Source organism: Pseudomonas sp. TE6288, from assembly GCF_054062095.1.
In genome coordinates, this window is sequence record NZ_JBSSEW010000007.1 from 28,570 (window position 1) to 51,837 (window position 23,268).

Consider the following 23,268-nt stretch of genomic DNA (forward strand, 5'->3'; position numbering starts at 1 on the left):
GTTCAGATCAGGCTACCCAACTGGAAGATCGGCAAATACATCGCCACGACGAGGCCCCCCACCAGCAGCCCGAGGATCAGCACGATGGCCGGCTCCAGCAGCGTGGTCAACTGCTCCAGCGCCTGGCTCACCTGTTCTTCGTAATGCAGCGCGGCCTTGTCCAGCATCCGGTCGAGGGTGCCGCTTGCTTCGCCCACCGCCACCAGCTGGCGCAACAGCGGCGGAAACAGCGCATCCGCCTCCATCGCCTGCTGCAGCCCCATGCCGCCGGCCACGTCCTGGCGCAACTTGAGGATCGCCCGCTCGTGCAGGCTGTCGCCACTCACCGGCGCCACCGTGGCCAGCGCATCCAGCAACGCCACGCCGGCGGCATAGGAGGTCGCCAGGCTACGGGCAAATCGCGCCAGCGCCGCCTGCCCGAGCAAGGTGCCCACCACCGGCACCCGCAACACCCCGCGCAATATCCACAGGCGCGCCGGCAGATGCCGCCGGTACAACGCCCGCATGCCAAACCCCAGTGCAGTTATCAACAGCACCAACCACCCGACGTGATTGCCCAGCCCTGTGGATAAATCGATCACCCACTGGGTGAACGCCGGCAGCGCCTTGTCGAAGCTGGCGAACAACCCCTGGAACCGCGGCACCACCTCCAGCAGCAACAATGCCGCCACCCCCAGCCCCGTGAGCAGCAACAGCGCCGGATACAGCATCGCCTTGCGCACCTTCTGCCGCAGCGCCTGACGTTTCTCCAGCATGGTCGCCATCTGTTCCAACTGCCGGTCCAGCGTGCCCGACTGCTCGCCCACACGCACCAGGTTGCAGTACAGCGCATCGAACCACCCCGGATGGCGCTGCAAGGCATCCGCCAAACCCAACCCCGCCGCCACATCCTGTTGCAACCGCGCCAGCAACGCCGCCATGGCGCCGTTCACCGTACTACGCGCCATCACCTCGAACGCCTGCAACAGCGGCACCCCCGCCGTGAGCAAGGTCGCCAGCTGGCGGCTGAACCCCGGCGCATCCGCCTTGCCCGCCCGTTGCGGCCAGCGCCAGCGCAGCCCACCCGCCAGCCGCACCCGCGTAGCGCGAATCCCCTGCTGGCGCAACCACGCCTGCACGAACGCCGGGCTGCGCCCAATGTGCTGGCCCTGTTGCGGCGTGCCGCTGGCATCGACGCCTTCCCAGGCGTACAGACGGGTGGAAGCAGGCATGGCGAGAGTCCTTTTGCGCGGGGGCGAAAAGCCCGGTAACAGCTTGCCCGGACTGCTGCCGGGCGCGTTTCCCTGTGGCTCACTAGAGTAGTCCAGCGAAGATGACGCCCCGCCGCGCAGGGGTGACAAAAGGTGTCGGTTCAGGCCTACTGCGCGCCTGCCGGCCGGGGCACGCCACGATGAAAGCGCCCGCCGCGCCTCCACGTATCACGAAGGAAGACCGTTCATGAAAGGGCAACGAGGTATCACCCTGATCGAACTGATGATCGTCGTCGCGATCATCGGCATCCTGGCGACCATCGCCATCCCCATGTACACCAACCACCAGGCCCGCGCCAAGGCTACCGCCGCGCTGCTGGAAATCTCCGCGCTGAAGACGCCGATGGACGTGCGCCTGAACGACGGCAAGGACGTACCCGACGTCGCCAGCCTCGGCGGCCAGCCCGCCACCGCCCATTGCGCGATCACCGCCAGCGGCAAGGCCGCCGACGGCACCGCCAGCATCGCCTGCACCCTGGCCGACGCACCGGCCAATGTGCTGGGCAAGACCGTGACCCTGGCCCGTACCCAGGCAGGCTGGAGCTGCGTGACCACGGTAGAGGAAGACCTCGCGCCCAATGGCTGCACGGTGCAATGAAAGTGAGGTGAAACAGGGGTTTGCGTAACCGACATGGCAGTGGTACGTTGCGCAACACGCCGGTGTAGCTCAGTCGGTAGAGCAGCGCACTCGTAACGCGAAGGTCGCAGGTTCGATTCCTGTCTCCGGCACCAGAGACCAGTTTCCAGAAGTCTATGACTGTCTACGAAACGCCCAGCAGAGCCCGCCTAGTGCGGGCTTTGTTGTGTCTGTCTGTCTCGTTTTGTCTCCCTGAGCCTGCTCAACATCCCCCCTACAGGCACACGCGTACGTTCGTGGACAGGTTGAGCGGGGGAGATTTCGGCCTTGATCTGAGCAGCCACCCAGTGGTTGAGCCGTAGCGGCTCGGCCGGTTTTAGAGAATTCAGATGACCGTAGCTAGGCTCCCAATAGCCGATCGACTAAACTGGGTCGCTAACCCGGCAGCCCATTGAAGGATAGGGAAGGCGATGGCTACGGCCCAACAAATCATTGCTCTGCTGAGCAGCCATAACCAAGGAGATGAGGAGCAATTTCTCTCCATCGCTTTGCAAGTGGCCGCTGCTGAAGCACGCCGTGGCAGACTTGATGTTGCTGATGAGCTCAAAGCACTTGTTGAGAGCGCTCGTAAACGCGAGTCTCCATTCAAAGGACATGCTTCTCGGCCGAATCAGCATGTTGCGATTCCAATCTCCAAGCCGCGAGGCGAATTGGAGTCCCTGCTATCTGTCAGCTATCCAAGGTCTCAGCTGCAAGACCTGATTCTTAATGACCTCAAGCGGGACCGCCTTACCCGCCTCATTCATCAACAGCGTCAGCGAGACAAGCTACGTAGCCATGGTTTGGCCCCGAGCTCAAAACTCCTGCTTGTAGGTCCGCCAGGCTCGGGGAAAACCCTAACAGCATCGATCTTGGCCGGTGAGTTACAGCTGCCGCTTTTCACCATACGCCTCGATGCCCTGATCACACGCTTCATGGGCGAGACGGCATCCAAGCTACGGTTGATATTCGATCAGATTGCATCTGTTCGCGCGGTTTACTTGTTTGACGAGTTTGATGCTATTGGTGGGCGACGGAACGCTGATAACGACGTAGGTGAAATGCGTCGTGTACTCAATTCGTTCCTTCAGTTCCTTGAGGAAACAAACAGTACAGACAGCCTCGTGCTAGCCACAACGAACCATCCCGAGCTTCTTGATCGCGCCCTCTTCAGGCGGTTCGATGACATCATCGAGTACTCTCTGCCTGATCCGAATGGCATTAAGGAAGTACTTGAGATGCGAATGCATGTCTATTTGCCGAAGAGAGTGTCTTGGGCGAAACTCATAGCCGCTGCCAAGGGTCTCAGCCAAGCAGAAATCACTAGAGCGGCCTCTGAGATTATCAAAGACGTCATCCTCCAAGGTGATAAGCACGCGACAACTGAAGCAATAGTCAGGGCGTTAAAAGAGCGCCACACCCTGAAAGAAACCATGTCAGGACTAAGCCCCGGCTAGGTGTTCAGCATGCATAACTTTGGATTAGGGAAATATCCAGAATGGCGTCGTCTTACGAGCTTCCGCATTTCAGAGTTGAGCAATTCAGGGTGGATCGCCCTTACCAGCGCCGAGATAAGGACCTGAGCAACGCGGGTAAAACACGAGAGGAAGGCCATGGCAGCCGCCTCCGCGAAAGGTTATCTCTTGCGTTTACTGCCGCACGAAGCGGTCAGAACGCCTTCTTTGCAGACAATATCAGCGACTCCCCCCAAGCGTTGTACTTAGAAGTTGAGCTTGAAGCGGGATCGCCCATTCCAGATCTAAACTGGAAAAAACAAAATATACGGCTTTCAGCCCTCCGAGTCCTCGAGGACGGTTCAACACTCGGAGCGCTCTACGTTCCTCACGATGCCATGGACTTTCTTGAATTAAAGCTGCAGGAATATGCAGAAGAAGAGACCAAGTCTGGGAAGCCAAAAAATGAGACTAAATTCTCATCCGTTGAAAACCTTTCCATCGGGGACATAGAGACCTTATGGACAGACTCCAGACCGTTCCCAAGCTCCTTATCTTCCACACTTTGGTGGGAGTGCTGGTGTGCAGCATGGAAGGCGGATCACGTCCGACGTGTCGCTGACAATCTAAAAATTCGCGTCAGCGAGAACTCGCTAATATTTCCGGATACAGAAGTATTACTCGTCTATGCAAATACCCTTGAAATGTCAATTCTTGCAGCGAATGCGGACGGACTAGAAGAGCTCAGGAAAGCCACCGACAACCCCTATTTCTTTACCCGGCAAACATCCCGGGAAAAGTCAGAATGGACGTCTAATCTAGCAGATAGGCTGATTCCACCTGATAGCGAAAGCCCCGCGATTTGCGTTTTAGATCATGGCGTTAACCACGCTCACCCCCTTATTCAGCCCGCGCTTGCAGCTGACGATTGCCAAGCAGTTAGGTCAGAGTGGGGAGTGCACGACCACCATGGCCATGGAACCAATATGGCTGGTGCAGCGCTATATGGGGACCTTAGCTACGCGCTGGCAGATGAAAGTTTTATTGAACTAACTGCAAAACTGGAATCGGTAAAATTCCTACCGCCCGCTGGCTGGGAGAGAAATGACCCTTCGAGCTACGGGTTCATTACCCAGTCAGCAGTGAGCTTGGCAGAAACGAAGGAGCCCCTGCGAAATCGCGTTTTCTGCATGGCGGTCTCGAACCAAGACGTATCAGGCGAGCGACCCACAACATGGAGCTCCGCTATTGATCAGGTCTGTAGTGGCTCGATGGTGGGGGACTTCGGGGAGAACGGAGAATATGGTCTGCGTCGACTCTTTATAATTTCAGCGGGTAACATCCCTGACTCCAACAGCCCTGAAGATTTGGCTGACCCCTATGACTTCCCGATTGAAGACCCTGCTCAATCATGGAACGCGTTGGCGGTCGGTGGATTCACTGACAAAGTCGACCTTCACGATCAACCAGGCTATGAGGGGTGGTCCGCAGTGGCGCGGGCCGGCGATCATAGCCCCTATAGCCGAGCATCAATCGACTGGGAGCACTCCAGAACCCCAATTAAGCCAGAAGTGGTTTTCGAGGCGGGCAACAAGGCGATCAGTCCTGACGGGGCAGAGATAATTTCCGGTATTCCTGCATTGTCACTCTTAACAACCGGAAAAGATGTCAATCAGCGGCCTATTGAGGAGTTCTGGGCCACCAGCTCTGCTACCGCACAAGCAGCGGGATTGGCTGCGACAATCATGGCTGTGCATCCACAGATGTGGCCAGAAACGGTGCGCGCACTGATTATTCATAGCGCGCAGTGGACGCCCGTCATGATGGAGCGATTCAGGAAATGCAAGAGCAAAGGGCAGCGAATCGCTCTCGCCCGTCACATCGGTTATGGCGTTCCACAGCTATCACGCGCCTTGGCATCTGCAGAAAACGACTTAGCCCTGATTGCTGAGACTAGTATTCAACCATTTGCGAGAGACCTCAACGCAAAGAGTCGAGAGGTTGGAGACCCGCACTTTAAAGAGGTGCATTACTACAATCTGCCATGGCCGAAAACAGAGCTAGAACGCCTCGAAAACCGGACCGTCCAACTGAAGATCACTCTTTCGTACTTCATCGAGCCTAGCCCAGGAGAAATGGCTCAAGTGATCCCAGCTAGGTATCAATCCTTTGGGCTTCGATTTGACCTCAAGAAGAAATCCGAGACCGAAGCAGCATTCCGGCATCGAATCAACAAGCTTGAGTCGATGGCGGAAAAGCCTCCACAACCAGAGCCAGATAACAGGTGGGTATTCGGTCCCAAAAGCATTTCCGCAGGCTCAGTACACAGTGACGTCTGGATCGGTCCAGCGATTGACTTGGCCTCAAGGGATAAAATTGCTATTTATCCGGTTTCCGGCTGGTGGCGATATCGGCCCCATCTGGGAAAATGCAATACTAAAACCCGTTATAGCCTGATTATTTCTATATCCTCTGATGGTGAGGACGTGGATCTATACACAGAAATCGCGAATATTATTGCAACGCCGGTAGACACTGAGATAAGCATTGGGACGAGCTAATTTCCACCATTATTCATCGTGAATCAAGCGCAACCCAATTCTGCCTTGGGCCGACTGCAGGGTCGACCTAGCTACTTGCAGCGCAACATCGTCGAACGGATACGTGGAGAGTTAAAAGAGCACCGCTGGATCGTAAAGGCTAACAATCGAAATGTATTAATTGTCTCTAGAATCGTAGAAGACATCGAGAACCTGTTCATGATCGGATGCGGCTGCTTGCGGACGGTCTCACCAAGGGTCGTTCTGAAGATGCCAGGTAGTTCATCTCTTGTGAGAAAGCAGGCAGAGCTTGCTTTTGATGCACTATTTGGTAGGCCGATTGCGTCACGTGAATAATATATAATGGTAGTGAAAGTTGATGGTGTGGTATAAGGTGATTTATTTATTCCCTGGTGAGTAGAAAGGTAATGAGCACCATGAAATAAATATGTCATTTTCTGCTGCTGTTCGGATATGCAAACTAGTACCCAGTAGGAGGTGCTGTGAGAAACTCTAAAGATCTAGAGGCCAAAAGGCGTCAGCATCATGTATGGGCCAATTATCTTTTGCGATGGGGAAACGGAACCAACAACGTACACTATACAAGCAAAACAGGAAAGCTCTCATACGATAGCGTTAGGGGAATCGTGGTAGATGACTATTTCTATAAAATCACGCACCTGAGTGATGAAAATATTGAGGTAATAAAGTATATATCAAGACGGTCGGCTGATTTTATGCAGAAGGTCCATATGGAGTCATTGGATAATTTTATAACTGTCCAGCGGCTTGAGGAGGAATACCGAAAGCTAGACGTCGATGACGATAAGATCAATCATGCTCTTCATGCTTTAAAGTGCAACATGCTTGAGAATCTGCACTCATCGTATGAAGCGGGGGCGCAAGCAAAACTATCTGCTCTCGCTGATGGGGATGTTGAAGTTTTGAACGATCCGGAAAGCATGAGGGAACTACTGCTTTTCATGGGGCATCAGTTCGCCAGAACTAAGACATGTCGTGAAGCTGCAATTAGAATAGCTATGACCTCTGAGGTCGACGAGGCTATGTCTAAAGCCATGTCACATGCTTGGTGGTTTATTAGCTATATGTATGGTATGAATATAGGGGCCAATCTATATAGGCGACTCAATTCTTCCACGCACGCATTGTTGATAAACGGTAGTGGTAAACCTTTCATCACGTCTGATCAACCTATCGTGAATGTTTATCCACAGATTAGCGAGGCTGGTTTCACGGAGCCAGAGAAAGTTGACTTTTATTATCCAATATCTCCCGGAGTGGCCTTTATTGTCTGTGAGTCAAAACGATTCGCATCGGGTCGCCAGAGTATAGATGTATCAGTCGCTGATGAGTTTAATGCAAAAATTGCTGCGCAGTCATTGAAGCATATCATTGGGGATTCAAAGGAAGCTATAAAGCCTTACAGTAAGCTCGTTGGCAGCAGATACAGGAATGCCTTTCTAGGTACATAGAGCCGACGATTTCTGAAGTGTCTCTCGGTTTTCTTGTTCCGCAGGAGTATTTCTCGGCTCCTGCCTACGCACTGTCCGTCTGCCACCAGTTCAGGTTCAATGTTGCAGGCTGGGCCTGTCCCGTACAGGTCCACTAACCATTCTCTGCAGTGTAGGCAGTTGCCCGCAGCATCCATCGCCTTTTCCCAGCCTTCCCAAGCTTGCATTAGCAGCCCCCAAGGCATAAATTCCCTCCGTCGCCGAAGCATCGGCGACGCGACCTTGGCCGGTCGGAATCGAAAGGCGCAACAGCGCCCAGTCTTCATCGCAGGCGCTTTTTTTGTGCCCGCGATGTCGCGTCATGGCGGTGGTGCGCGGGACACCTTCGGGTGTGCCGGGCCCCTTTCGTCCCGGTCGGCCAACCCGCGTACTGCTGCCACCTAAACTTGCTTGGCCGCGAGCGGTGGCAGTTCCACAACGAAAGGAACTCATGCATGACCACCAAGATACTGAGGATCCTCGCATCCGCTCTCCGCCGCCCAACCCGTGCGGCCACCCCATCCCCAACGTTCTACCCGATCGACAGCCAATCCCTCGCCGAGCGCGCCAATCGCGAGGTGCGCCATGACTGACCATGAACGCATGTCTACCCTGCAAAGCTACGTCTGGACCCTCGAACTGCTAGGCGAGGCGCTGGTCCAGCATGACGAGGTGCTCGAGTGCGAGCACAACCCGCAACTGAGCTTCCGCAACACGGCGGGTATTCACCAGGCGATCCGGATCATCAGCCGCTTGGCCAGCGAGCAGTTCGGCAAGCTGGAGGTAATGAAAGAAGAGGGTGTTTCTACAGGCTGATGCTGCACATCATCGGGGCCGCTTTGCGGCCCTGTTGCGGGGTGTGTCCTGAGCGGACTCCACCTGAACCATCGCGTCTTGCAAGAGCGTGCCCGGTCAGCAACGCATCGCTCGCCCGGTGTTTCATCACCCCCGAATCAGCGCCTACCAGAACCACCCACCCCGAGCCAGCTCCTGCTCACAACTCCGATATTGCGCCCCAAACACCGACGCCCGCGCCTGCACCTTCTGCGACACGTTCTTCAGCCACGGCTTGGCGTCGTAGCTGCGGTTGCGGTAGCCGCCCCAGCCTTCGTGATAATTGAGGTACTGGCCGTAGGCGTCCCACTTGGACACGCCATTCACCCGCTGGCTCTTCTGCATGTACCAGCCCATGAAGTCGAGGGCGTCGGCGAAGTCGTCGCGGGCGGCGCCCCAGCCGCCGGCTTCGCGCTTGTAGTCGGCCCAGGTCTCGTCCTTGGCCTGGGCGTAGCCGTAGGCGGTGCTCACCCGGCCCCAGGGGATGAAGCCGAGGAAGTAATAGCGCGGCGGCAGGGCGTCGTGCTTGAACGAGGACTCCTGGTACATCATCGCCATCGGCACCTGCACCGGGGCGCCCCAGCGCGCCTGCATCTTCAACGCCGCCTCGTGCCACTTCGGCTTCTCGCGGAAGATCTCGCAGAGGTTCTCGGGGTTGGCGGGGGGCTTGGTGGCACAGCCGGCTACAGCCAGGAGCAGGGCCGGCAGGGTGAGCCGAAGCATGGAGGGGGTTTCCTTGTGCGGACGTCGGGGTCGCAGGGCGCTGACGCTTTATACATTCTTTTGAGATGCAGATGAATCAGCGGGCGATCACACGATGCCGAGCTTTTGCTCTGCCCTGCAGTGAGGTGGCGTAAGCCATTCGATCCCAGCCCCTGCAGTGACAAGCCTACAGGAGCAATACTCTTCATACGCGACGCTCAGGTAGCCGTTATCACCCCGACAGATGCGACCATGCCGCGAAAGTGGCTGCTCGGCTGCAGGGTGTCTCCAAGGTGCGTCCGCTTGGGGCGGGAGGCCCAAGTGGCGGAGCTTCGAATGGGTGCGCACCGTAGCAATCGCGGCAGTTGGCCAACTTTATGAACCTTGCTAATGATTGTTAAAAAGTCTCAACGGCATCGATCTGCCGTGGCCTTTGAGCGGCTGTTCATCATCGCTGCGTCGGCGGACGGTCATCGTGGTGTTGGCGCGGCAGCCGGGCATGACGGTCTGCCAATGCCATCAGGCGCGGCACAAGGCCGCCCCGGCAGGTGGGGCGGCATAGGCACGCTCAGCGCCCGGTCGCTTGCTCGATGAGCAACTGCCAGTTGCGCGCCTCTTGCCAGTCGGCGGCAAAGGGCAGCTGAAGCCAGTAGGGATGCTGGCCAGCGCTCTGCAACTGCACGTGCAGGGTGAAGGTGCGCACGGTGTCGTGGGTGGTGGTCGAAGTGGAGCGGGACTTGCCGCCGCCGATCATGCCGAAATGGTTGTTGAACGCGTAGACGTTGCGCCAGCCGTGCTTGGTGGTGGTCTTGGTAGTGCTGCGGGTGACAGCCTGTTCGTCCACGCGCACTTGCTTGACCACCCGTGGCGCATCCATCAGTGCGTGGCACTCGCCGGTTTCCGGGGCCAGCACATACAGCGCGTGGCTGTCGGGGAACACCGCCAGCATGCGCCCGCCGCGGCACACCCAGCGGTATGGCCCCAGGGCCTGGCTGGCCAGGAATGCCTTGCCATGCTCCATGCGCGCCGCATCGAGTGTGCGCCAGGCCTTGTCCAGCGCGCGTTGGCGGGGGTACCACAGTACCGACACCGGGTAGTACAGCAGCCACAACAGGCACCAGAGCAACACGGCATAGATCGGCCCGCCGATGTAATGGCCCTGCCAGATCCACTTGAGCATCAGATAGGCGCAGTAGGCGGCTTGCACGCCCATGAATGCCAGGGTGACCTGGCGCCGGCGTTGGTGCAGGCTGGCCTCGGCCTGCCGCACCTGTTCAAGGGCGCGGCTGAGCGGCTCGGGTGTGGCGGTGAGGAGGGTATCGGCGGCGGTAACGTGTTGCTGAACTGACATAAGGCATCCTGCGCATGAAGGCTACGCGCCACTCTGGGCGCGACGGGGCGGGAGTATACCTTGGGTAAAACGCAGGGTTCGAGCCGGGAGCGGGCGAGGAATGCCAGTACTTCGTTTGCTGCTCGGTCAGTGACTTTTCCGACGGACAATGCGCATGGCTATAGGCGTATTACTCGTTGAACTCCGCAGCGACGTCGGGCTGCCGGGAGGGCGATTTCGAGGTGGCCGCTTCGAACCACACCGGCCACGAACTGCGCTGCCGGTTCTCCACCTGCACACAGGGGATCAGCCGCTCACGCAACACCTCGGTCCTGCCCACGCTCACCGCCAGCCGATACTTGGCGCTGTGCACGCATTCCCGATCGCCAAACTCGCAACGGTCCAGGCGGGTGCCGCCGCACGGCCCGTTGGCCAGCCCCTTGGGGCAGGTCTCGGGGCAGATATACAGCGTGTCCTCCAGTCGGCAACTGCCACAGGTATCGCAGCCCACCATCGGCCGTTTGATACGCCGCTCCAGCTGATGCAGCCACTGCGCCGCCGTGGGGTTGGCCCACAGTGGCCGGGTCACGGCCCAGCCGAAGGCCTTGCTCAAGGCGGTGGTGCGGCTGAACAGTTGGTGGTGTATCGCCGACAGCAGGTGATAGCGAACCTTTTCCTTGTTGGAGGCGGTGATCTGCCGCTGCCCGAGGCGCCAGGCGTGCCCGGGTGGATGGAAGGTGACCGGCTCAAGGTCCGCTTCCTGCCAGGCCGCTTCCCAGGCCGGGGTCCAGTCTTCCAGTGAGGTGAACTGCGGTTGCAGTGCGCTGATGGCCTGCTCCAGCGCCTCGAACTGCGCCACCTCGTGGATACCGGACAAGTGCACCCCGGCATAGCCCATCAACTTCAGGCCGATCACCTGCAAGGCCAGGCGCTGGTTGGCGCGCTCCTTGGCGTAGGTCTTGGAAACCGCTGCCTCGGCGGCCAGCAGTGCGCGCATCGATGGCGTGACGGTCACCCCGGCAACGTGATCGAGCATCCCGGCACGGCCCTCGGTGAGCGCCATGATGCAGGCCATCAGCGGCTTGGGGCGGGGCTGGCGCTGCATCCAGTCGAAGGCTTCCTGGTGTTTGTCGATATCGAAACCCAGCTGCAGGATGAACAGGTCGGCCCCGGCGGCGAGTTTCTTTTCGGCCTTGCTGTACTGCGCGCCGCCTTCGGCTTCCTGGTACTTGAACGGGTTGAGCGCGGCGGCCAGCAGCCAGTGCGGGCGGGCCTGGCGGACGATCTGCAGGGCGGCGACGGATTCGAGGTAGCGCACCGGGCGCTCGCCCGGGACGTGGCCGGGCAGACGGTCGCCGGTGAGCAGCAGGAGCTGGTCGAGGCCGGCGGCGTCCATGCGTTGCAATTGCGCCAGCAGCTCACGGCGCTCGCGGTCCTTGCCTGAGAAGTGCAGCAGGGTGGGGACGGGCTCGGCCAGGCTGTTGAAGGCGTCCAGCGGCGACATGTCCAGGGCGCTGCCGACGCGGTCGCCGATGGCCACGGTCAGCGGCCAGCCGCACAGCTGGGTGCGGGCCATGAGGGTGTCGAGGGTGGCGAAACGCTCGGCGCTGGGCTTGGGCACGAACTCCAGGATGCAGGCGAAGGCGTTGGCGTCCAGGGTTGTTTTCAGCAGGCTCATGGCGTGTGGGCTACCGGGTTGGGGCAGGGTGGCAGTGTGCGACAGGTGGGCGGCGTTGGCATGTCTGATTGCGCGGGTGAGTGTGTTGATTGAGACATTTGGGTCACCTGGGGCGACGTCATCGCGGGGCAAGCCCGCTCCCACGAAGCCTGCAACAACTTCGATGGCTGTAATGGCTCATCACAGGAATTGGCACTATGAACAAATCTTGAGTTCATCTCAAATTTAATGAGCTTGTCTCACATTAAACCGCAGCCCAGAATTGCCCTCATTCATTTTAAAAAGATCGAGGGACCACGACATGGCACTGGCACACAACCTGGGTTTCCCACGTATCGGCCGCGACCGTGAGTTGAAGAAAGCCCAGGAAGCGTTCTGGAAGGGCGAGCTGAACGAAGCCGGCTTGCGCGCCGTGGGCCGTGAGCTGCGTGCCGCCCACTGGCAGGTGCAGAAGGACGCCGGCATCGACCTGCTGCCGGTTGGCGACTTCGCCTGGTACGACCAGGTGCTGACCCACTCGCTGACCTTTGGCGTGATCCCCGAACGCTTCCGTGCCAAGGACGCTGCCAAGCCGACCCTGCAGACCCTGTTCGCCATGGCCCGAGGCGCCGTGGCGACGGACCGAAGCGATAGCTGCTGCGGTGGTGCCCACGCCCAGGAGATGACCAAGTGGTTCGACACCAACTACCACTACCTGGTCCCCGAGTTCAGCGCCGACCAGCAATTCGCCCTGAGCTGGGAGCAGCTGTTCGAGGAGGTCGAGGAGGCCAGGGCCCTGGGCCATGCGGTCAAGCCGGTGGTGATCGGCCCGTTGACCTACCTGTGGCTGGGCAAGGCCAAGGGCGCCGACTTCGACAAGCTCGACCTGCTCGACCGCCTGCTGCCGCTGTATGACCAGATCTTCAACCGCCTGGCGGTGCAGGGCGTGGAGTGGGTGCAGATCGACGAGCCGATCCTCGCCCTCGACCTGCCGCAGGACTGGAAGAACGCCTACGAGCGGGTCTACAACATCCTCCAGCGCGCCCCGCTGAAAAAACTGATCGCCACCTACTTCGGCGGCCTCGAAGACAACCTCGGCCTGGCCGCCAACCTGCCGGTCGATGGCCTGCACATCGACCTGGTGCGTGCCCCGGACCAGTACCCGACCATCCTCGACCGCCTGCCGGCCTACAAGGTGCTGTCGCTGGGCGTGGTCAACGGCCGCAACGTCTGGCGCTGCGACCTGGACAAGGCGCTGGAGGTGCTGGGGCATGCCCATGAGCGCCTGGGCGACCGCCTGTGGGTGGCGCCGTCGTGCTCGCTGTTGCACAGCCCGGTAGACCTGACCCGTGAAGACCAACTCGATGACGAACTGAAAAGCTGGCTGGCGTTCGCTGTGCAGAAGTGCCAGGAAGTTGCGTTGCTCGCCAAGTCTATCAACCAGCCCGCAGCTGAAGATGTGTTGGTCGCACTGTTTCAAAGTAATGAGGCCCAGCGCAGCCGCGCCGCTTCGCCACGTATCCACAAACCAGCGGTGCAGGCCCGCGTTGCGGCTATCAAGCCTGCCGACAGCCAGCGCGTCTCGGCCTTCGAGCAGCGCATCGCCAAGCAGCGCGCCGGGCTGAAGCTGCCGGCGTTTCCGACCACCACCATCGGTTCGTTTCCGCAGACCGCGGCCATCCGCCTGGCGCGCCAGGCGTTCAAGCAGGGCACGCTGACCGAGGCCGACTATATCGAGGCCATGCACAGCGAGATTCGCCATGCCGTTGAGATCCAGGAAAACCTCGGTCTGGACGTGCTGGTGCACGGCGAGGCCGAGCGCAACGACATGGTCGAGTACTTCGCCGAACAGCTGGACGGCTACGTATTCACCCGTTTCGGCTGGGTGCAGAGCTACGGTTCGCGCTGCGTGAAGCCAGCGGTGATCTTCGGTGACCTGAGCCGCCCGAAGGCGATGACCGTGGCCTGGATCACCTACGCCCAGGGCCTGACCCGCAAGGTGATGAAGGGCATGCTGACCGGCCCGGTGACCATGCTGATGTGGTCGTTCCCGCGCGAGGACGTGAGCCGCGAGGTGCAGGCACGCCAGCTGGCGCTGGCCATTCGTGACGAAGTGGTCGATCTGGAGGCCGCCGGCATCAAGATCGTGCAGATCGACGAGGCCGCTTTCCGCGAGGGCCTGCCGCTGCGCCGCAGCGCCTGGCCGCGCTACCTGGAATGGGCCACCGAGGCGTTCCGCCTGTGTGCCTCGGGCGTGCGGGACGAGACGCAGATCCACACCCATATGTGCTACAGCGAGTTCAACGATGTGATCGAGTCGATCGCGGCGATGGACGCGGATGTGATCACCATCGAGACCTCGCGCTCGGACATGGAGCTGCTGGAGGCGTTCGAGCGTTTCGCCTACCCGAACGAGATCGGCCCGGGGGTGTACGACATCCACTCGCCGCGGGTGCCGAGCAAGGAGGAGATGGTCAAGCTGCTGCGCAAGGCCGCCCAGCGGATCCCGGCTGACCGGTTGTGGGTGAACCCGGATTGCGGCTTGAAGACCCGTGGCTGGCCGGAGACCGAGGCAGCTTTGGTGAACATGGTCGCCGCTGCCCGCGAGTTGCGCGCTTCGGCCTGATCCCATCGCGGGGCAAGCCCGCTCCCACGTAGGTTCATTTCGGCGTCGTGGGAGCGGGCTTGCCCCGCGATTGGGCCCGCGCATGTTCCCCGGACTTCGGCTAGAGTGCCCGGATATCCCTGCCGAAGCCCTGCCATGAAGCCCATCCACCTCACCCTGATCTGCCACGCCCGCACCGCGGCGCAAAGGGTGGGGCGTTTCGCTCTGGATAGTGAGCCGTTGCTGGAGTTGCCCTCGCTTGTGCCTGAACCGGCGGTGCGCTACCTCAGCGCACCGGAGCTGCGCGCCCGGCAGACGGCCGAGGGCCTGAGGGCGACGGTTGATGAGGGGCTGCGCGACTGCGACCTGGGCACCTGGAAAGGTCAGCCGCTCAAGCAACTGGATGAGGCCGCGTTGCAGGCGTGGCTGAGCGACCCCCATGCCACGCCTCACGGCGGCGAATCGCTGGCCGCGCTGTGCGAGCGTGTTGCCCGTTGGATGGACAGCGCCCTGGGCGAGGGTGAATGGATCGCCGTCACCCACCCCTTCGTCATCCGCGCCGCGATGCTGCATGCGCTGGGCGCGCCTCTGCACACCTTCCACCGCATCGATGTGCAGCCCCTGGCCAGTGTGCGTTTCAGTCATTACGGTCAGTGGCGAGTGCGACAGGCCTAGCGCCGCACCAACGCCGGCACAACACGAACGTAGACCAGCTCGCTGACCAACTCCACCAGCGTCTGGGTAATCACCGCCGCTGCCGCCAACGCCCGGATCGACTCAGGCAGCGCCAACGCCAGCGGCAGCACCACCAGCGAATTACGCGTGGCGGCGCTGAAGGTCACCGCCCGGGCCTCGCCTGTGGACAACTTGAACAGCCGCGCCGCAAACCATCCGAGCAGCGGCGCCAGCAAAGCGAAGCCGACATACACCGGCACTACCGGCAGCAGGTCGTCCAGCCGGCTGGCGACCACGCCGATCTGCGAGCCGATCACCGCGATCAGCACCAGGGCCATGGCCGGCACCGGCAGCCACGTCCAGGCATCGTTCCACTTCGAAACCAGCGCAGAGCGCCGCGCCCCGGCGCTGGTGGCGACGGCCAGCAGCAGTGGCAGCGCGATCAGCAACACGAAGGCCTCGACAAATGGCGCCACGGAAATCTCCACATGGCCGGCGCCGCCGAGCATCAACGCCAGGTACAGCGGCAGCAGCGCCAGTTGCACCAGCAACAGCACTGGCGTGGCGGCAAGGGTCAGGCGCGCGTCGCCTTTGCCGAGGTGGGTGAACACAACCACGTAGTCGATGCACGGTGTCAGCAGCACCAGCAGGGCGCCGACCAGCACGGCGGGGTGCTCGGTCAGCCCGCGGGTTCCAGCCCACACCAGCAGCGGCACCAGTACGAAGTTGGCCAGCAGCAGCGCGCCCATGAAGCGCCGGTTGCCAAGCCCCGCGCGCAGGTCGAGGAACGGGATCTGCAGGAACATCGCGTACATCAGCACGGCAATGGCCGGAGTCACCAGCGCTTCGAGAGCGCCGGCGGCGCTGGGTGCGAGCAGGCCGAGCACGGCGGCCAGCGCTACGGCGATGAAGTACAGGGGGATCTGGTTTTGCTCGAGTTGCGCTCTGTCCACGGGCGGCCTGGCATTTCCGACTGGATTACTGGGGCAGGCAGGGTACTATCCGGCGCAGTCCATAGGGAGTGATTCGATGAGAATTCTGGTGGTCGGTGCAAGCAAGGGATTGGGCCAGGCGCTGGTGCAGGGCCTGGGTGGGCATGGCGATACGCTGATCGGTGTGTCGCGCAGCAGGCCTGTGGCGTTGCCGGGCGCGGCGCAGTGGATCGAGGCCGACCTCGGCCAGCCGCGCCAGGCCGCGGCGATCATCCATGAGGCGGTGGCAGACGGTGGGCTGGACGTGTTGGTGTACAACGTCGGCATCTGGGAGGCGCGGGCCTTCGAGGAAGGCTACAGCTTCCTCGATGATGACGAGGCGCAGATCGAGCGCATGGTCGACACCAACATCACCGCGCCGCTGCTGCTGATCAAGCGCCTGCTGCCGCTGCTGCTGCAGAGTGCCCGACCACGGATCATCCTCACCGGTTCCACCTCCGGCCTGCCGGGCAGTGGTCGCCCGGAGGTGACCTTCGGCGCCAGCAAGTTCGGCTTGCGCGGCATCGCCGAAAGCCTGCGCGAAGGTTTCCGCGAACAGGGCCTGGGGGTGAGTTGCCTGAACCTGGGCTACCTGAACACCGAGGATGGCCTGGACGTGCCGCTGGCCGAGGCCGAACGGCGTGGCGAGGGCGCGCTGATCCCGCTGCACGATGTGGTGCAGGTGTGCCGGATGATGCTGAATCTGTCCTCGGCCAGCTATGTGCGCGACATCACCTTGCCCGCGCTGCGCGACGAGCGTTTCTGAGCTGCGAGGGCGCGCACTGATGCTGAAAAGGCCCGACAGGAGAACCCGTCGGGCCTGGGCGAAGGTCTCAGCTGACCAGGCAGATCGCCCGCAGTTTTGAGCCTTCGCGCACTTGCGTGGTGGTATCGCCGAGCCATTGCTGGGTATCGGTCTTCTGCTGTTTGGAGAACACGTCTTTGACGTTGTTCCAGCTTTCCACCGACAGCTGGTAGATCGCCTGGGACAAGGTGTAAGACGATTGGAAGGTGATGGTGCCCTTGTGACTGGACGCCTTGATGGTGAATTCGCTGGCGTACAGCATGAAGTTCACCGAGCCGCTGTCGCCGGTTTGCAGGATGTTCTGGTTGAAGTTCGACTGGCGCTCGGTCTGCTCGGAATAGGACAGTGCCGCATTCACCAGGCTGCTCAGGGACTGTTTGATCTGCTCGACATCCTGGTTCTTCAGGCCGATGAAGCCTTTGACGAATGAGTCGACCAGCGCGTTGGCGTCATGGCTTTTTTGCTGGATCTGCGTGACTTGCGCTGCCAGCAGGGAAAGGAACGGGATTTCCGCGATCTGCTGGGTGAAGGCGATGAAGTGCTCACGGTCACCGGCGGACTTCGGCTTCTGGTCGGTCGGCTGGTCCAGTGGGTTGTAGCCGGAGCGTCGGCGGGCAATGTCGATGGCCGTCTGCAGGCCTTCGTAGATGCTCACTGGTGCGCTGCCGGGGCTGACGTTGGCGTCCGCATCCTTGGCATAGCTGCCGGTCGCCGTGCCCTTGGCCGGGCTGAAGAAGGGGTTGATGGCATCCGCGCCGCTGCGCATGGATTGGCCAGTCGCCGTGAGCAGTTGGCGGTTGTAGTCCTGCGCGAAAATGTTGCCGCGCAGCGCGGTGGATTTTGCATTCGCCTTGGTTTCCGTCAGCCAGGCGTGGGCACTTTCTTTTTCCGATGGAATTGCTCCTGGAGCGTGCATGTCAAATCCCTTTAGCAGATTTATTTATAGGGTCGATTGCGCTCGAACTTAAGCAGTTCAGGGAGTGCCTGACACAGGTTAGAGGGCGCCTTGAAAGTGTCAAAGTGCTGTTTTGGTGGCAGTCGGAAAGTAGGGGGCGCTGGCGAGAGAATTCGAATTAATGGCGCAGCTGCTTATCGTGAGGGGTTAAGTTGATGAGACGTTAAGTGTTCATTTGAATATGTTTGTTTCTTTTATGAGCTCTTTAAAGCCGCACTATTAATTACAACTAGTGCTTGTGGATGGCGATTGTTCAGGGTGGGCAACAGGTCTTCGGGGCCGCTTCTGCGGTCCATCGCCAGCGGGCCGGCTCCCACCGAAACAGCGCATGGCTATCGGGCAGTGCGAAAGGGGTGGGAGTCGGCTTGCCGACGATGGGCTGCAAAGCAGCCCCAAAAGCCGTCAGGTCAGCGTTCGATTGCCAGGGCCACGCCTTGGCCGCCGCCGATGCATAGCGTCGCCAACCCTTTCTTCGCATCGCGCTTGATCATCTCGTGCAGCAGGGTCACCAGCACCCGGCAGCCCGACGCGCCGATCGGGTGGCCCAGGGCAATGGCGCCGCCATTGACGTTGACCTTCGCCGCATCCCATTCCAGCTGCTTGCCCACCGCCAGCGCCTGGGCGGCGAAGGCCTCGTTGGCTTCGATCAGGTCCAGGTCGGTAAGCTGCCAGCCGGCCTTGTCCAGGCAGCGCTGGGTTGCCGACACCGGGCCGATGCCCATGATCGCCGGGTCCACGCCCGCGCTGGCGTAGGCCGCGATCTTCGCCAGCACCGGCAGGCCCAGGGCCTTGGCCTTGCTGGCGCTCATCAGCAGCACGGCGGCGGCGCCGTCGTTGAGGCTGGAGGCGTTGCCGGCGGTGACACTGCCGTCCTTCTTGAACGCGGCGCGCAGTTTGCCCAGGGACTCGGCGGTGGTGCCGGGGCGTGGCTGCTCGTCGGTGTCGAACACCAGCGGCTCGCCTTTTTTCTGCGGGATGTGGATCGGGGTGATCTCGTCCTTGAAGCGGCCGGCCTCGATGGCGGCCACGGCCTTGCGCTGCGACTCGGCGGCGAAGGCGTCCTGCTGCTCGCGGGTCAGGCCGTACTTGTCCACCAGGTTCTCGGCGGTGATGCCCATGTGGTAATCGTTGAAGGCATCCCACAGGCCGTCGCTGATCATGCTGTCGACCAACTGGCCGTGGCCCATGCGCTGGCCAGTGCGTGCCGAGGGCATCACATAGGGCGCCAGGCTCATGCTCTCCTGGCCACCGGCGATCACCACCTCGGCGTCGCCGCAGCGGATGGCCTGGGCGGCCAGGTGCAGGGCCTTGAGGCCCGAGCCGCAGACCTTGTTCAGGGTCAGGGCAGGTACTTCGTAGGGCAGGCCGGCCTTGACGGCGGCCTGGCGGGCGGGGTTCTGCCCGGCGCCGGCGGTGAGCACCTGGCCGAGGATCACTTCGTCGACCTGGGCCGGGTCCAGCTGGGTCTGGGCCAGCAGCTGGCGGATCACCGCGGCGCCCAGTTCCACGGCGGACACGTTGGCCAGGGCCCCCTGGAAGCTGCCGATGGCAGTGCGGGTGGCGGCGACGATGACGACTTCGTTCATTGTTGTTCTCCAGGATACGAGCGTGATCGTCACAGCATCCGCGCCCGGGGCTTATTTGAGAAGTTTGTTTTTCTTTGCCATTGATCCGAAATTCAAATGAATGATCGGGGTCGCGGCATGCCTTCATTCGGTCAGGGCCAGGTTTGGCCGCTCCCGTGAGCCTGGGGCCGCATGGCGGCCCTTTGCCGTTCAGCGCACGGTGCTGGCCTGGATCGCGGTCAAGGCGATGGTGTGCACGATGTCGTCCACCTGCGCCCCGCGCGGCAGGTCGTTGACCGGCTTGCGTAGCCCTTGCAGCATCGGCCCGAGGCTGACGCAGTCGGCGCTGCGCTGCACCGCCTTGTGCGTGGTGTTGCCGGTGTTCAGGTCGGGGAACACGAACACTGTGGCCCGCCCGGCCACCGGGCTGGCGGGCGCCAGCTGGCGGGCGATCTCGGGGTTGGCGGCGGCGTCGTACTGCAACGGGCCGTCGATCAGCAGGTCGTGCTCGGCCTGCTGCGCCAGGCGCGTGGCCTCGCGGACCTTCTCCACCTCTTCGTCGCTGGCCGCCGAGTCGCTGGAGTAGCTGAGCATCGCCACCCGTGGCGCGATGCCGAACGATTCGGCCGACTCGGCGCTCTGCCGGGCGATCTCGGCCAGCTCGGCGGCGCTGGGGTGCGGGTTCATCACGCAGTCGCCATAGACCAGCACCTGGTCGGGGAACAGCATGAAGAACACCGAGGACACCAGGCTGCTGCCTGGCGCGGTCTTGATCAGCTGCAAGGCCGGCCGGATGGTGTTGGCGGTGGAATGCACCAGGCCCGAGACCAGGCCGTCGACTTCACCGAGTGCCAGCATCATGGTACCGATCACCACCGGGTCTTCCAGCTGCTGCTCGGCCATCGGCGCGTTGAGGTTCTTGCTCTTGCGCAGGTTCACCATGGGCTCGACATAGCGGCCACGGATCACCTCGGGGTCGAGCACCTCCAGGTCCGGCGGCAGGCTGATGCCCTGGGCGCGGGCCACGGCCTGCACTTCCTCGGGCTTGGCCAGCAGCACGCAACGGGCGATGCCCCGGGCCTGGCACAAGGCCGCAGCCTGCACCAGCAAGGGCTCGGCGCCCTCGGGCAAAACGATGCGCTTGTTGGCCTGCTGGGCGCGCTGGATCAACTGGTAGCGGAACACCGCCGGTGACAGGCGCAGCTCGCGTGGCGTGCCGCAGCGCTGGTGCAGCCAGGCGGCGTCCAGGTGGCTGGCGACGAAGTCGGTGATGAACTCGGCGCGCTCGCGGTCGTCCACCGGGATCTCGCGGTTCAGCGAGTTGAGCTGGTTGGCGGTGTCGTAGGAGCCGGTGCTCACCGACAGGATCGGCAGGCCGGCCTGCAGGGCGCCGCGGCACAACTCGAGGATGCGCGGGTCGGGCTTGCTGTCGCTGGTCAGCAGCAGGCCGGCCAGGGGCACGCCGTTGATCGCCGCCATGCACACGGCGAGGATGATGTCGTCGCGGTCGCCCGGCGTCACCACCAGGGTGCCGGAGGTCAGCAGCGGCACGGTGTTGGCGACGGTGCGCGCGCAGATGATGATCTTGCTCATGCGCCGCTGGTCATAGTCGCCGGGGTTGAGCACCTGGGCGCCGAGCAGCTCGGCCACGTCGCGGGTGCGCGGGGCGTTGAGCTCGGCCTGGTAGGGGATGCAGCCGAGCAGGCGGAAGTCGTTGCCGCGCAGCAGCGGCGAGTGCTCGCGCAGGCGTGTGGCGAAATCGGCCATGCTTTCGTCGGTGCGCACCTTGTTGAGGATCACCCCCAGCACCTTCGGGTCGCGCGGGCCGCCGAACAGCTGGGCCTGCAGTTCGACGCGGCCGGACAGCTCGCTGAGCACCTCGTTTTCCGGCGCCGACACCAGGATCACCTCGGCGTCCAGGCTCTTGGCCAGGTGCAGGTTGACCCGGGCGGCATAGCTGGCGTGACGGGTCGGCACCATGCCCTCGACCACCACCACGTCCTTGCCGACGCAGGCCTGCTGGTACAGGCGGATGATCTGTTCGAGCAGTTCGTCGAGCTGGCCGTCACCGAGCATGCGTTCGACATGGCCCAGGCTCAGGGGCGTCGGCGGCTTGATGCCATGGGTGCGGGCGACCAGTTCGCTGGAGCGCTCCGGGCCGGTGTCGCCGGGGTGCGGCTGGGCGATCGGCTTGAAGAAGCCGACTTTCAGCCCGGCGCGCTCCAGGGTGCGCACCAGGCCCAGGCTGATGGAGGTCAGGCCGACACCGAAGTCGGTCGGCGCGATGAAAAATGTCTGCATGCGTGCTTCTCGGAATAAGCGGTGCAAGGAGTTCAGCGGCCAAGGGTAGCGCTAACGGCACCTTGAGCGCACCAGCCGCAGGCGAATACCTGGCCGATGCGCCGGGCGCGTTCGTTGGCATCGAGCACCCAGGGCCGGGCCTGCCACGGCGGCTGGTGGCGCAGATGCTGGGTGTGGCCGCAGGACAGCTCGACCACCCAGTGCCGCTCTTCGTCGAGGTGGAAGCCGGTGATCCGACTGATGGGCTGCTGTTGGTCCGCGCCGGGTTCGCAATCGGCCGATGCGTTGGTTACACTTGTTCGTTCTATATTCTTTTGCAAAAGGTCTTGCCCCATGCTGATCGCCGCCAACAAGGCTGTCTCCATCGACTATACCCTCACCAACGACGCAGGTGAGGTCATCGACAGCTCCGCCGGTGGTGCGCCGCTGGTCTACCTGCACGGTGCCGGCAACATCATCCCGGGCCTGGAAAAAGCCCTGGAAGGCAAGCAGGCTGGTGAGGAGCTGACCGTTGCCATCGAACCCGAAGAAGCCTACGGCGAGTACTCCGCCGAGCTGGTCAGCACCCTGAGCAGCAAGATGTTCGAAGGCGTCGACCAACTGGAAGTCGGCATGCAGTTCCACGCCTCGGCGCCGGACGGCCAGATGCAGATCGTCACCATCCGCGACATCGACGGCGACGACGTGACCGTCGACGGCAACCACCCGCTGGCTGGCCAGCGCCTGAACTTCAAGGTCAAGGTTGTCGACGTGCGTGACGCCAGCGAAGAAGAAATCGCTCACCGTCACATCCACGGTGAAGGTGGCCATCACCACTGATTTTCTGCGCTAAGCTCAGAGAGTCGCCAGGCGCTCGGGCAAGCCGGACTTGCCCTCCTCGGGAGGGTGGACGGTTTGGCCGCGCGCCTTTTTCGTGGGCGGGATTCGCCCCTGCGGCAATCGGAACCTGAGAGGGGATTTCATCATGAGTGCATTTCACGACCTGACGTTGAAGGCGCTGAACGGCGAGGACCTGCCCCTTGCACCGTTCAAGGGCCAGGTGGTGCTGGTGGTCAATGTCGCCTCCAAGTGCGGCCTGACACCGCAATACGCTTCGCTGGAAAAGCTGCACCAGCAGTACAAGGGCCAGGGCTTCAACGTGCTCGGCCTGCCGTGCAACCAGTTCGCCGGCCAGGAGCCTGGCAGCGAGAAGGAAATCCAGGACTTCTGCAGCCTCAACTACGGCGTGAGCTTCCCGCTGGGGGCCAAGCTCGAGGTCAACGGCGCGCAACGTCATTCGCTGTACCGCCTGCTGGCGGGCGAAGGCGCCGAGTTCCCCGGTGACATCACCTGGAACTTCGAGAAGTTCCTGGTCGGCAAGGATGGCCGGGTGCTGGCACGCTTTGCCCCGCGTACCGCGCCAGACGATCCGACCGTGGTGCAGGCGATCGAGAAAGCGTTGGCCTGATCATGGTTTGCCCAGCGCCGGCTCGCCGGCGCTGGGCAACAACGCAGCCC

Annotated in this window: 20 protein-coding genes and 1 tRNA gene; 12 read left to right on the top strand and 9 right to left on the bottom strand. The window is 61.8% G+C overall.

What is annotated here, in order from left to right:
• Positions 1-2: 2 nt before the first annotated feature.
• Entirely contained in the window at positions 3-1,211 is a 1,209-nt protein-coding gene (locus ACVWY1_RS08810; RefSeq protein ID WP_457378133.1) for a type II secretion system F family protein, read from the bottom strand.
• Between the two features lie 226 nt (positions 1,212-1,437).
• Here ACVWY1_RS08810 and ACVWY1_RS08815 point away from each other — a divergent pair, with 226 nt between their 5' ends.
• From ACVWY1_RS08815 to ACVWY1_RS08845, 7 genes are all read left to right on the top strand, one after another.
• The gene (locus ACVWY1_RS08815) at positions 1,438-1,848 is read left to right on the top strand and encodes a pilin (RefSeq protein WP_038706807.1); all 411 of its coding nucleotides are present in this window, start codon (positions 1,438-1,440) and stop codon (positions 1,846-1,848) included.
• Between the two features lie 58 nt (positions 1,849-1,906).
• A tRNA-Thr gene (locus tag ACVWY1_RS08820) sits at positions 1,907-1,982 on the top strand.
• Positions 1,983-2,297: 315 nt separating this feature from the next.
• Positions 2,298-3,323, top strand: a complete 1,026-nt coding sequence (locus tag ACVWY1_RS08825) for an AAA family ATPase (protein ID WP_110700041.1) — start codon at positions 2,298-2,300, stop codon at positions 3,321-3,323.
• A gap of 41 nt (positions 3,324-3,364) precedes the next feature.
• Entirely contained in the window at positions 3,365-5,881 is a 2,517-nt protein-coding gene (locus ACVWY1_RS08830; protein WP_457378134.1) for a S8 family peptidase, read from the top strand.
• Between the two features lie 482 nt (positions 5,882-6,363).
• Positions 6,364-7,353, top strand: a complete 990-nt coding sequence (locus ACVWY1_RS08835; protein WP_457378135.1) for a DUF4238 domain-containing protein — start codon at positions 6,364-6,366, stop codon at positions 7,351-7,353.
• A gap of 473 nt (positions 7,354-7,826) precedes the next feature.
• Entirely contained in the window at positions 7,827-7,964 is a 138-nt protein-coding gene (locus tag ACVWY1_RS08840) for a hypothetical protein (RefSeq protein WP_167659510.1), read from the top strand.
• Positions 7,957-8,187 carry a hypothetical protein gene (locus tag ACVWY1_RS08845; RefSeq protein WP_046854186.1) on the top strand — a complete coding sequence of 77 codons (231 nt, stop codon included), beginning with the start codon at positions 7,957-7,959 and terminating at the stop codon, positions 8,185-8,187. Before ACVWY1_RS08840 ends, ACVWY1_RS08845 begins: the two co-directional genes overlap by 8 nt.
• 144 nt (positions 8,188-8,331) lie before the next feature.
• Here ACVWY1_RS08845 and ACVWY1_RS08850 read toward each other — a convergent pair whose 3' ends face one another.
• The 3 genes from ACVWY1_RS08850 to ACVWY1_RS08860 all read right to left on the bottom strand — a co-directional run bounded on the left by ACVWY1_RS08850 (position 8,332) and on the right by ACVWY1_RS08860 (position 11,915).
• Complete coding sequence (locus ACVWY1_RS08850; RefSeq protein WP_214500582.1) at positions 8,332-8,928, bottom strand: transglycosylase SLT domain-containing protein; 597 nt, start codon at positions 8,926-8,928, stop codon at positions 8,332-8,334.
• Between the two features lie 547 nt (positions 8,929-9,475).
• Positions 9,476-10,258 (bottom strand): hypothetical protein, encoded by a 783-nt coding sequence (locus tag ACVWY1_RS08855; RefSeq protein WP_102682135.1) that lies wholly within the window; start codon positions 10,256-10,258, stop codon positions 9,476-9,478.
• Positions 10,259-10,427: 169 nt separating this feature from the next.
• On the bottom strand, positions 10,428-11,915 hold the full coding sequence (locus ACVWY1_RS08860) for a methylenetetrahydrofolate reductase C-terminal domain-containing protein (protein WP_457378136.1): 1,488 nt from the start codon (positions 11,913-11,915) through the stop codon (positions 10,428-10,430).
• A 301-nt stretch (positions 11,916-12,216) separates the two neighbouring features.
• Between ACVWY1_RS08860 and metE the strand changes: the two genes are divergently transcribed.
• The gene (gene metE, locus ACVWY1_RS08865; protein WP_457378137.1) at positions 12,217-14,520 is read left to right on the top strand and encodes a 5-methyltetrahydropteroyltriglutamate--homocysteine S-methyltransferase; all 2,304 of its coding nucleotides are present in this window, start codon (positions 12,217-12,219) and stop codon (positions 14,518-14,520) included.
• Positions 14,521-14,655: 135 nt separating this feature from the next.
• Complete coding sequence (locus ACVWY1_RS08870; RefSeq protein WP_457378138.1) at positions 14,656-15,174, top strand: histidine phosphatase family protein; 519 nt, start codon at positions 14,656-14,658, stop codon at positions 15,172-15,174.
• Here ACVWY1_RS08870 and ACVWY1_RS08875 read toward each other — a convergent pair.
• Positions 15,171-16,127 carry a bile acid:sodium symporter gene (locus ACVWY1_RS08875; protein ID WP_457378139.1) on the bottom strand — a complete coding sequence of 319 codons (957 nt, stop codon included), beginning with the start codon at positions 16,125-16,127 and terminating at the stop codon, positions 15,171-15,173. The two genes, ACVWY1_RS08870 and ACVWY1_RS08875, sit on opposite strands and share 4 nt — an antisense overlap.
• A 76-nt stretch (positions 16,128-16,203) precedes the next feature.
• On the opposite strand from ACVWY1_RS08875, the gene ACVWY1_RS08880 reads away from it, so the two are divergent.
• A complete protein-coding gene (locus ACVWY1_RS08880; protein ID WP_258599896.1) occupies positions 16,204-16,911 on the top strand; it encodes an SDR family oxidoreductase in 708 nt (235 codons plus the stop codon).
• Positions 16,912-16,978: 67 nt separating this feature from the next.
• On the opposite strand, the gene ACVWY1_RS08885 is transcribed toward ACVWY1_RS08880, so the two are convergent.
• From ACVWY1_RS08885 to ACVWY1_RS08900, 4 genes are all read right to left on the bottom strand, one after another.
• The gene (locus ACVWY1_RS08885; RefSeq protein ID WP_023631032.1) at positions 16,979-17,866 is read right to left on the bottom strand and encodes a hypothetical protein; all 888 of its coding nucleotides are present in this window, start codon (positions 17,864-17,866) and stop codon (positions 16,979-16,981) included.
• Positions 17,867-18,312: 446 nt separating this feature from the next.
• Positions 18,313-19,491: an acetyl-CoA C-acetyltransferase gene (locus ACVWY1_RS08890; RefSeq protein ID WP_277502030.1), complete on the bottom strand. Its 1,179-nt coding sequence runs from the start codon at positions 19,489-19,491 to the stop codon at positions 18,313-18,315.
• 189 nt (positions 19,492-19,680) lie between these two features.
• Complete coding sequence (gene pta / locus ACVWY1_RS08895; protein ID WP_457378140.1) at positions 19,681-21,771, bottom strand: phosphate acetyltransferase; 2,091 nt, start codon at positions 21,769-21,771, stop codon at positions 19,681-19,683.
• Between the two features lie 32 nt (positions 21,772-21,803).
• Entirely contained in the window at positions 21,804-22,106 is a 303-nt protein-coding gene (locus ACVWY1_RS08900) for a DUF3565 domain-containing protein (protein ID WP_198755867.1), read from the bottom strand.
• Between ACVWY1_RS08900 and ACVWY1_RS08905 the strand changes: the two genes are divergently transcribed.
• Entirely contained in the window at positions 22,105-22,590 is a 486-nt protein-coding gene (locus ACVWY1_RS08905; protein WP_046854201.1) for an FKBP-type peptidyl-prolyl cis-trans isomerase, read from the top strand. The two genes, ACVWY1_RS08900 and ACVWY1_RS08905, sit on opposite strands and share 2 nt — an antisense overlap.
• A gap of 145 nt (positions 22,591-22,735) precedes the next feature.
• A complete protein-coding gene (locus ACVWY1_RS08910; protein ID WP_046854202.1) occupies positions 22,736-23,218 on the top strand; it encodes a glutathione peroxidase in 483 nt (160 codons plus the stop codon).
• The last annotated feature ends 50 nt before the right edge of the window (positions 23,219-23,268 follow it).

Bases quoted from the DNA above. Each gene is read 5' to 3' on its own strand.
- ACVWY1_RS08880 (WP_258599896.1), top strand. From the start codon at position 16,204: ATGAGAATTCTGGTGGTCGGTGCAAGCAAGGGATTGGGCCAGGCGCTG.
- ACVWY1_RS08825 (WP_110700041.1), top strand. From the start codon at position 2,298: ATGGCTACGGCCCAACAAATCATTGCTCTGCTGAGCAGCCATAACCAA.
- ACVWY1_RS08855 (WP_102682135.1), bottom strand. From the start codon at position 10,258: ATGTCAGTTCAGCAACACGTTACCGCCGCCGATACCCTCCTCACCGCC.
- ACVWY1_RS08900 (WP_198755867.1), bottom strand. From the start codon at position 22,106: ATGGGGCAAGACCTTTTGCAAAAGAATATAGAACGAACAAGTGTAACC.
- ACVWY1_RS08890 (WP_277502030.1), bottom strand. From the start codon at position 19,491: ATGAACGAAGTCGTCATCGTCGCCGCCACCCGCACTGCCATCGGCAGC.
- ACVWY1_RS08905 (WP_046854201.1), top strand. From the start codon at position 22,105: ATGCTGATCGCCGCCAACAAGGCTGTCTCCATCGACTATACCCTCACC.
- ACVWY1_RS08815 (WP_038706807.1), top strand. From the start codon at position 1,438: ATGAAAGGGCAACGAGGTATCACCCTGATCGAACTGATGATCGTCGTC.
- pta (WP_457378140.1), bottom strand. From the start codon at position 21,771: ATGCAGACATTTTTCATCGCGCCGACCGACTTCGGTGTCGGCCTGACC.
- ACVWY1_RS08870 (WP_457378138.1), top strand. From the start codon at position 14,656: ATGAAGCCCATCCACCTCACCCTGATCTGCCACGCCCGCACCGCGGCG.
- ACVWY1_RS08860 (WP_457378136.1), bottom strand. From the start codon at position 11,915: ATGAGCCTGCTGAAAACAACCCTGGACGCCAACGCCTTCGCCTGCATC.
- ACVWY1_RS08850 (WP_214500582.1), bottom strand. From the start codon at position 8,928: ATGCTTCGGCTCACCCTGCCGGCCCTGCTCCTGGCTGTAGCCGGCTGT.
- ACVWY1_RS08810 (WP_457378133.1), bottom strand. From the start codon at position 1,211: ATGCCTGCTTCCACCCGTCTGTACGCCTGGGAAGGCGTCGATGCCAGC.
- ACVWY1_RS08830 (WP_457378134.1), top strand. From the start codon at position 3,365: ATGGCGTCGTCTTACGAGCTTCCGCATTTCAGAGTTGAGCAATTCAGG.
- ACVWY1_RS08840 (WP_167659510.1), top strand. From the start codon at position 7,827: ATGACCACCAAGATACTGAGGATCCTCGCATCCGCTCTCCGCCGCCCA.
- metE (WP_457378137.1), top strand. From the start codon at position 12,217: ATGGCACTGGCACACAACCTGGGTTTCCCACGTATCGGCCGCGACCGT.
- ACVWY1_RS08885 (WP_023631032.1), bottom strand. From the start codon at position 17,866: ATGCACGCTCCAGGAGCAATTCCATCGGAAAAAGAAAGTGCCCACGCC.
- ACVWY1_RS08845 (WP_046854186.1), top strand. From the start codon at position 7,957: ATGACTGACCATGAACGCATGTCTACCCTGCAAAGCTACGTCTGGACC.
- ACVWY1_RS08910 (WP_046854202.1), top strand. From the start codon at position 22,736: ATGAGTGCATTTCACGACCTGACGTTGAAGGCGCTGAACGGCGAGGAC.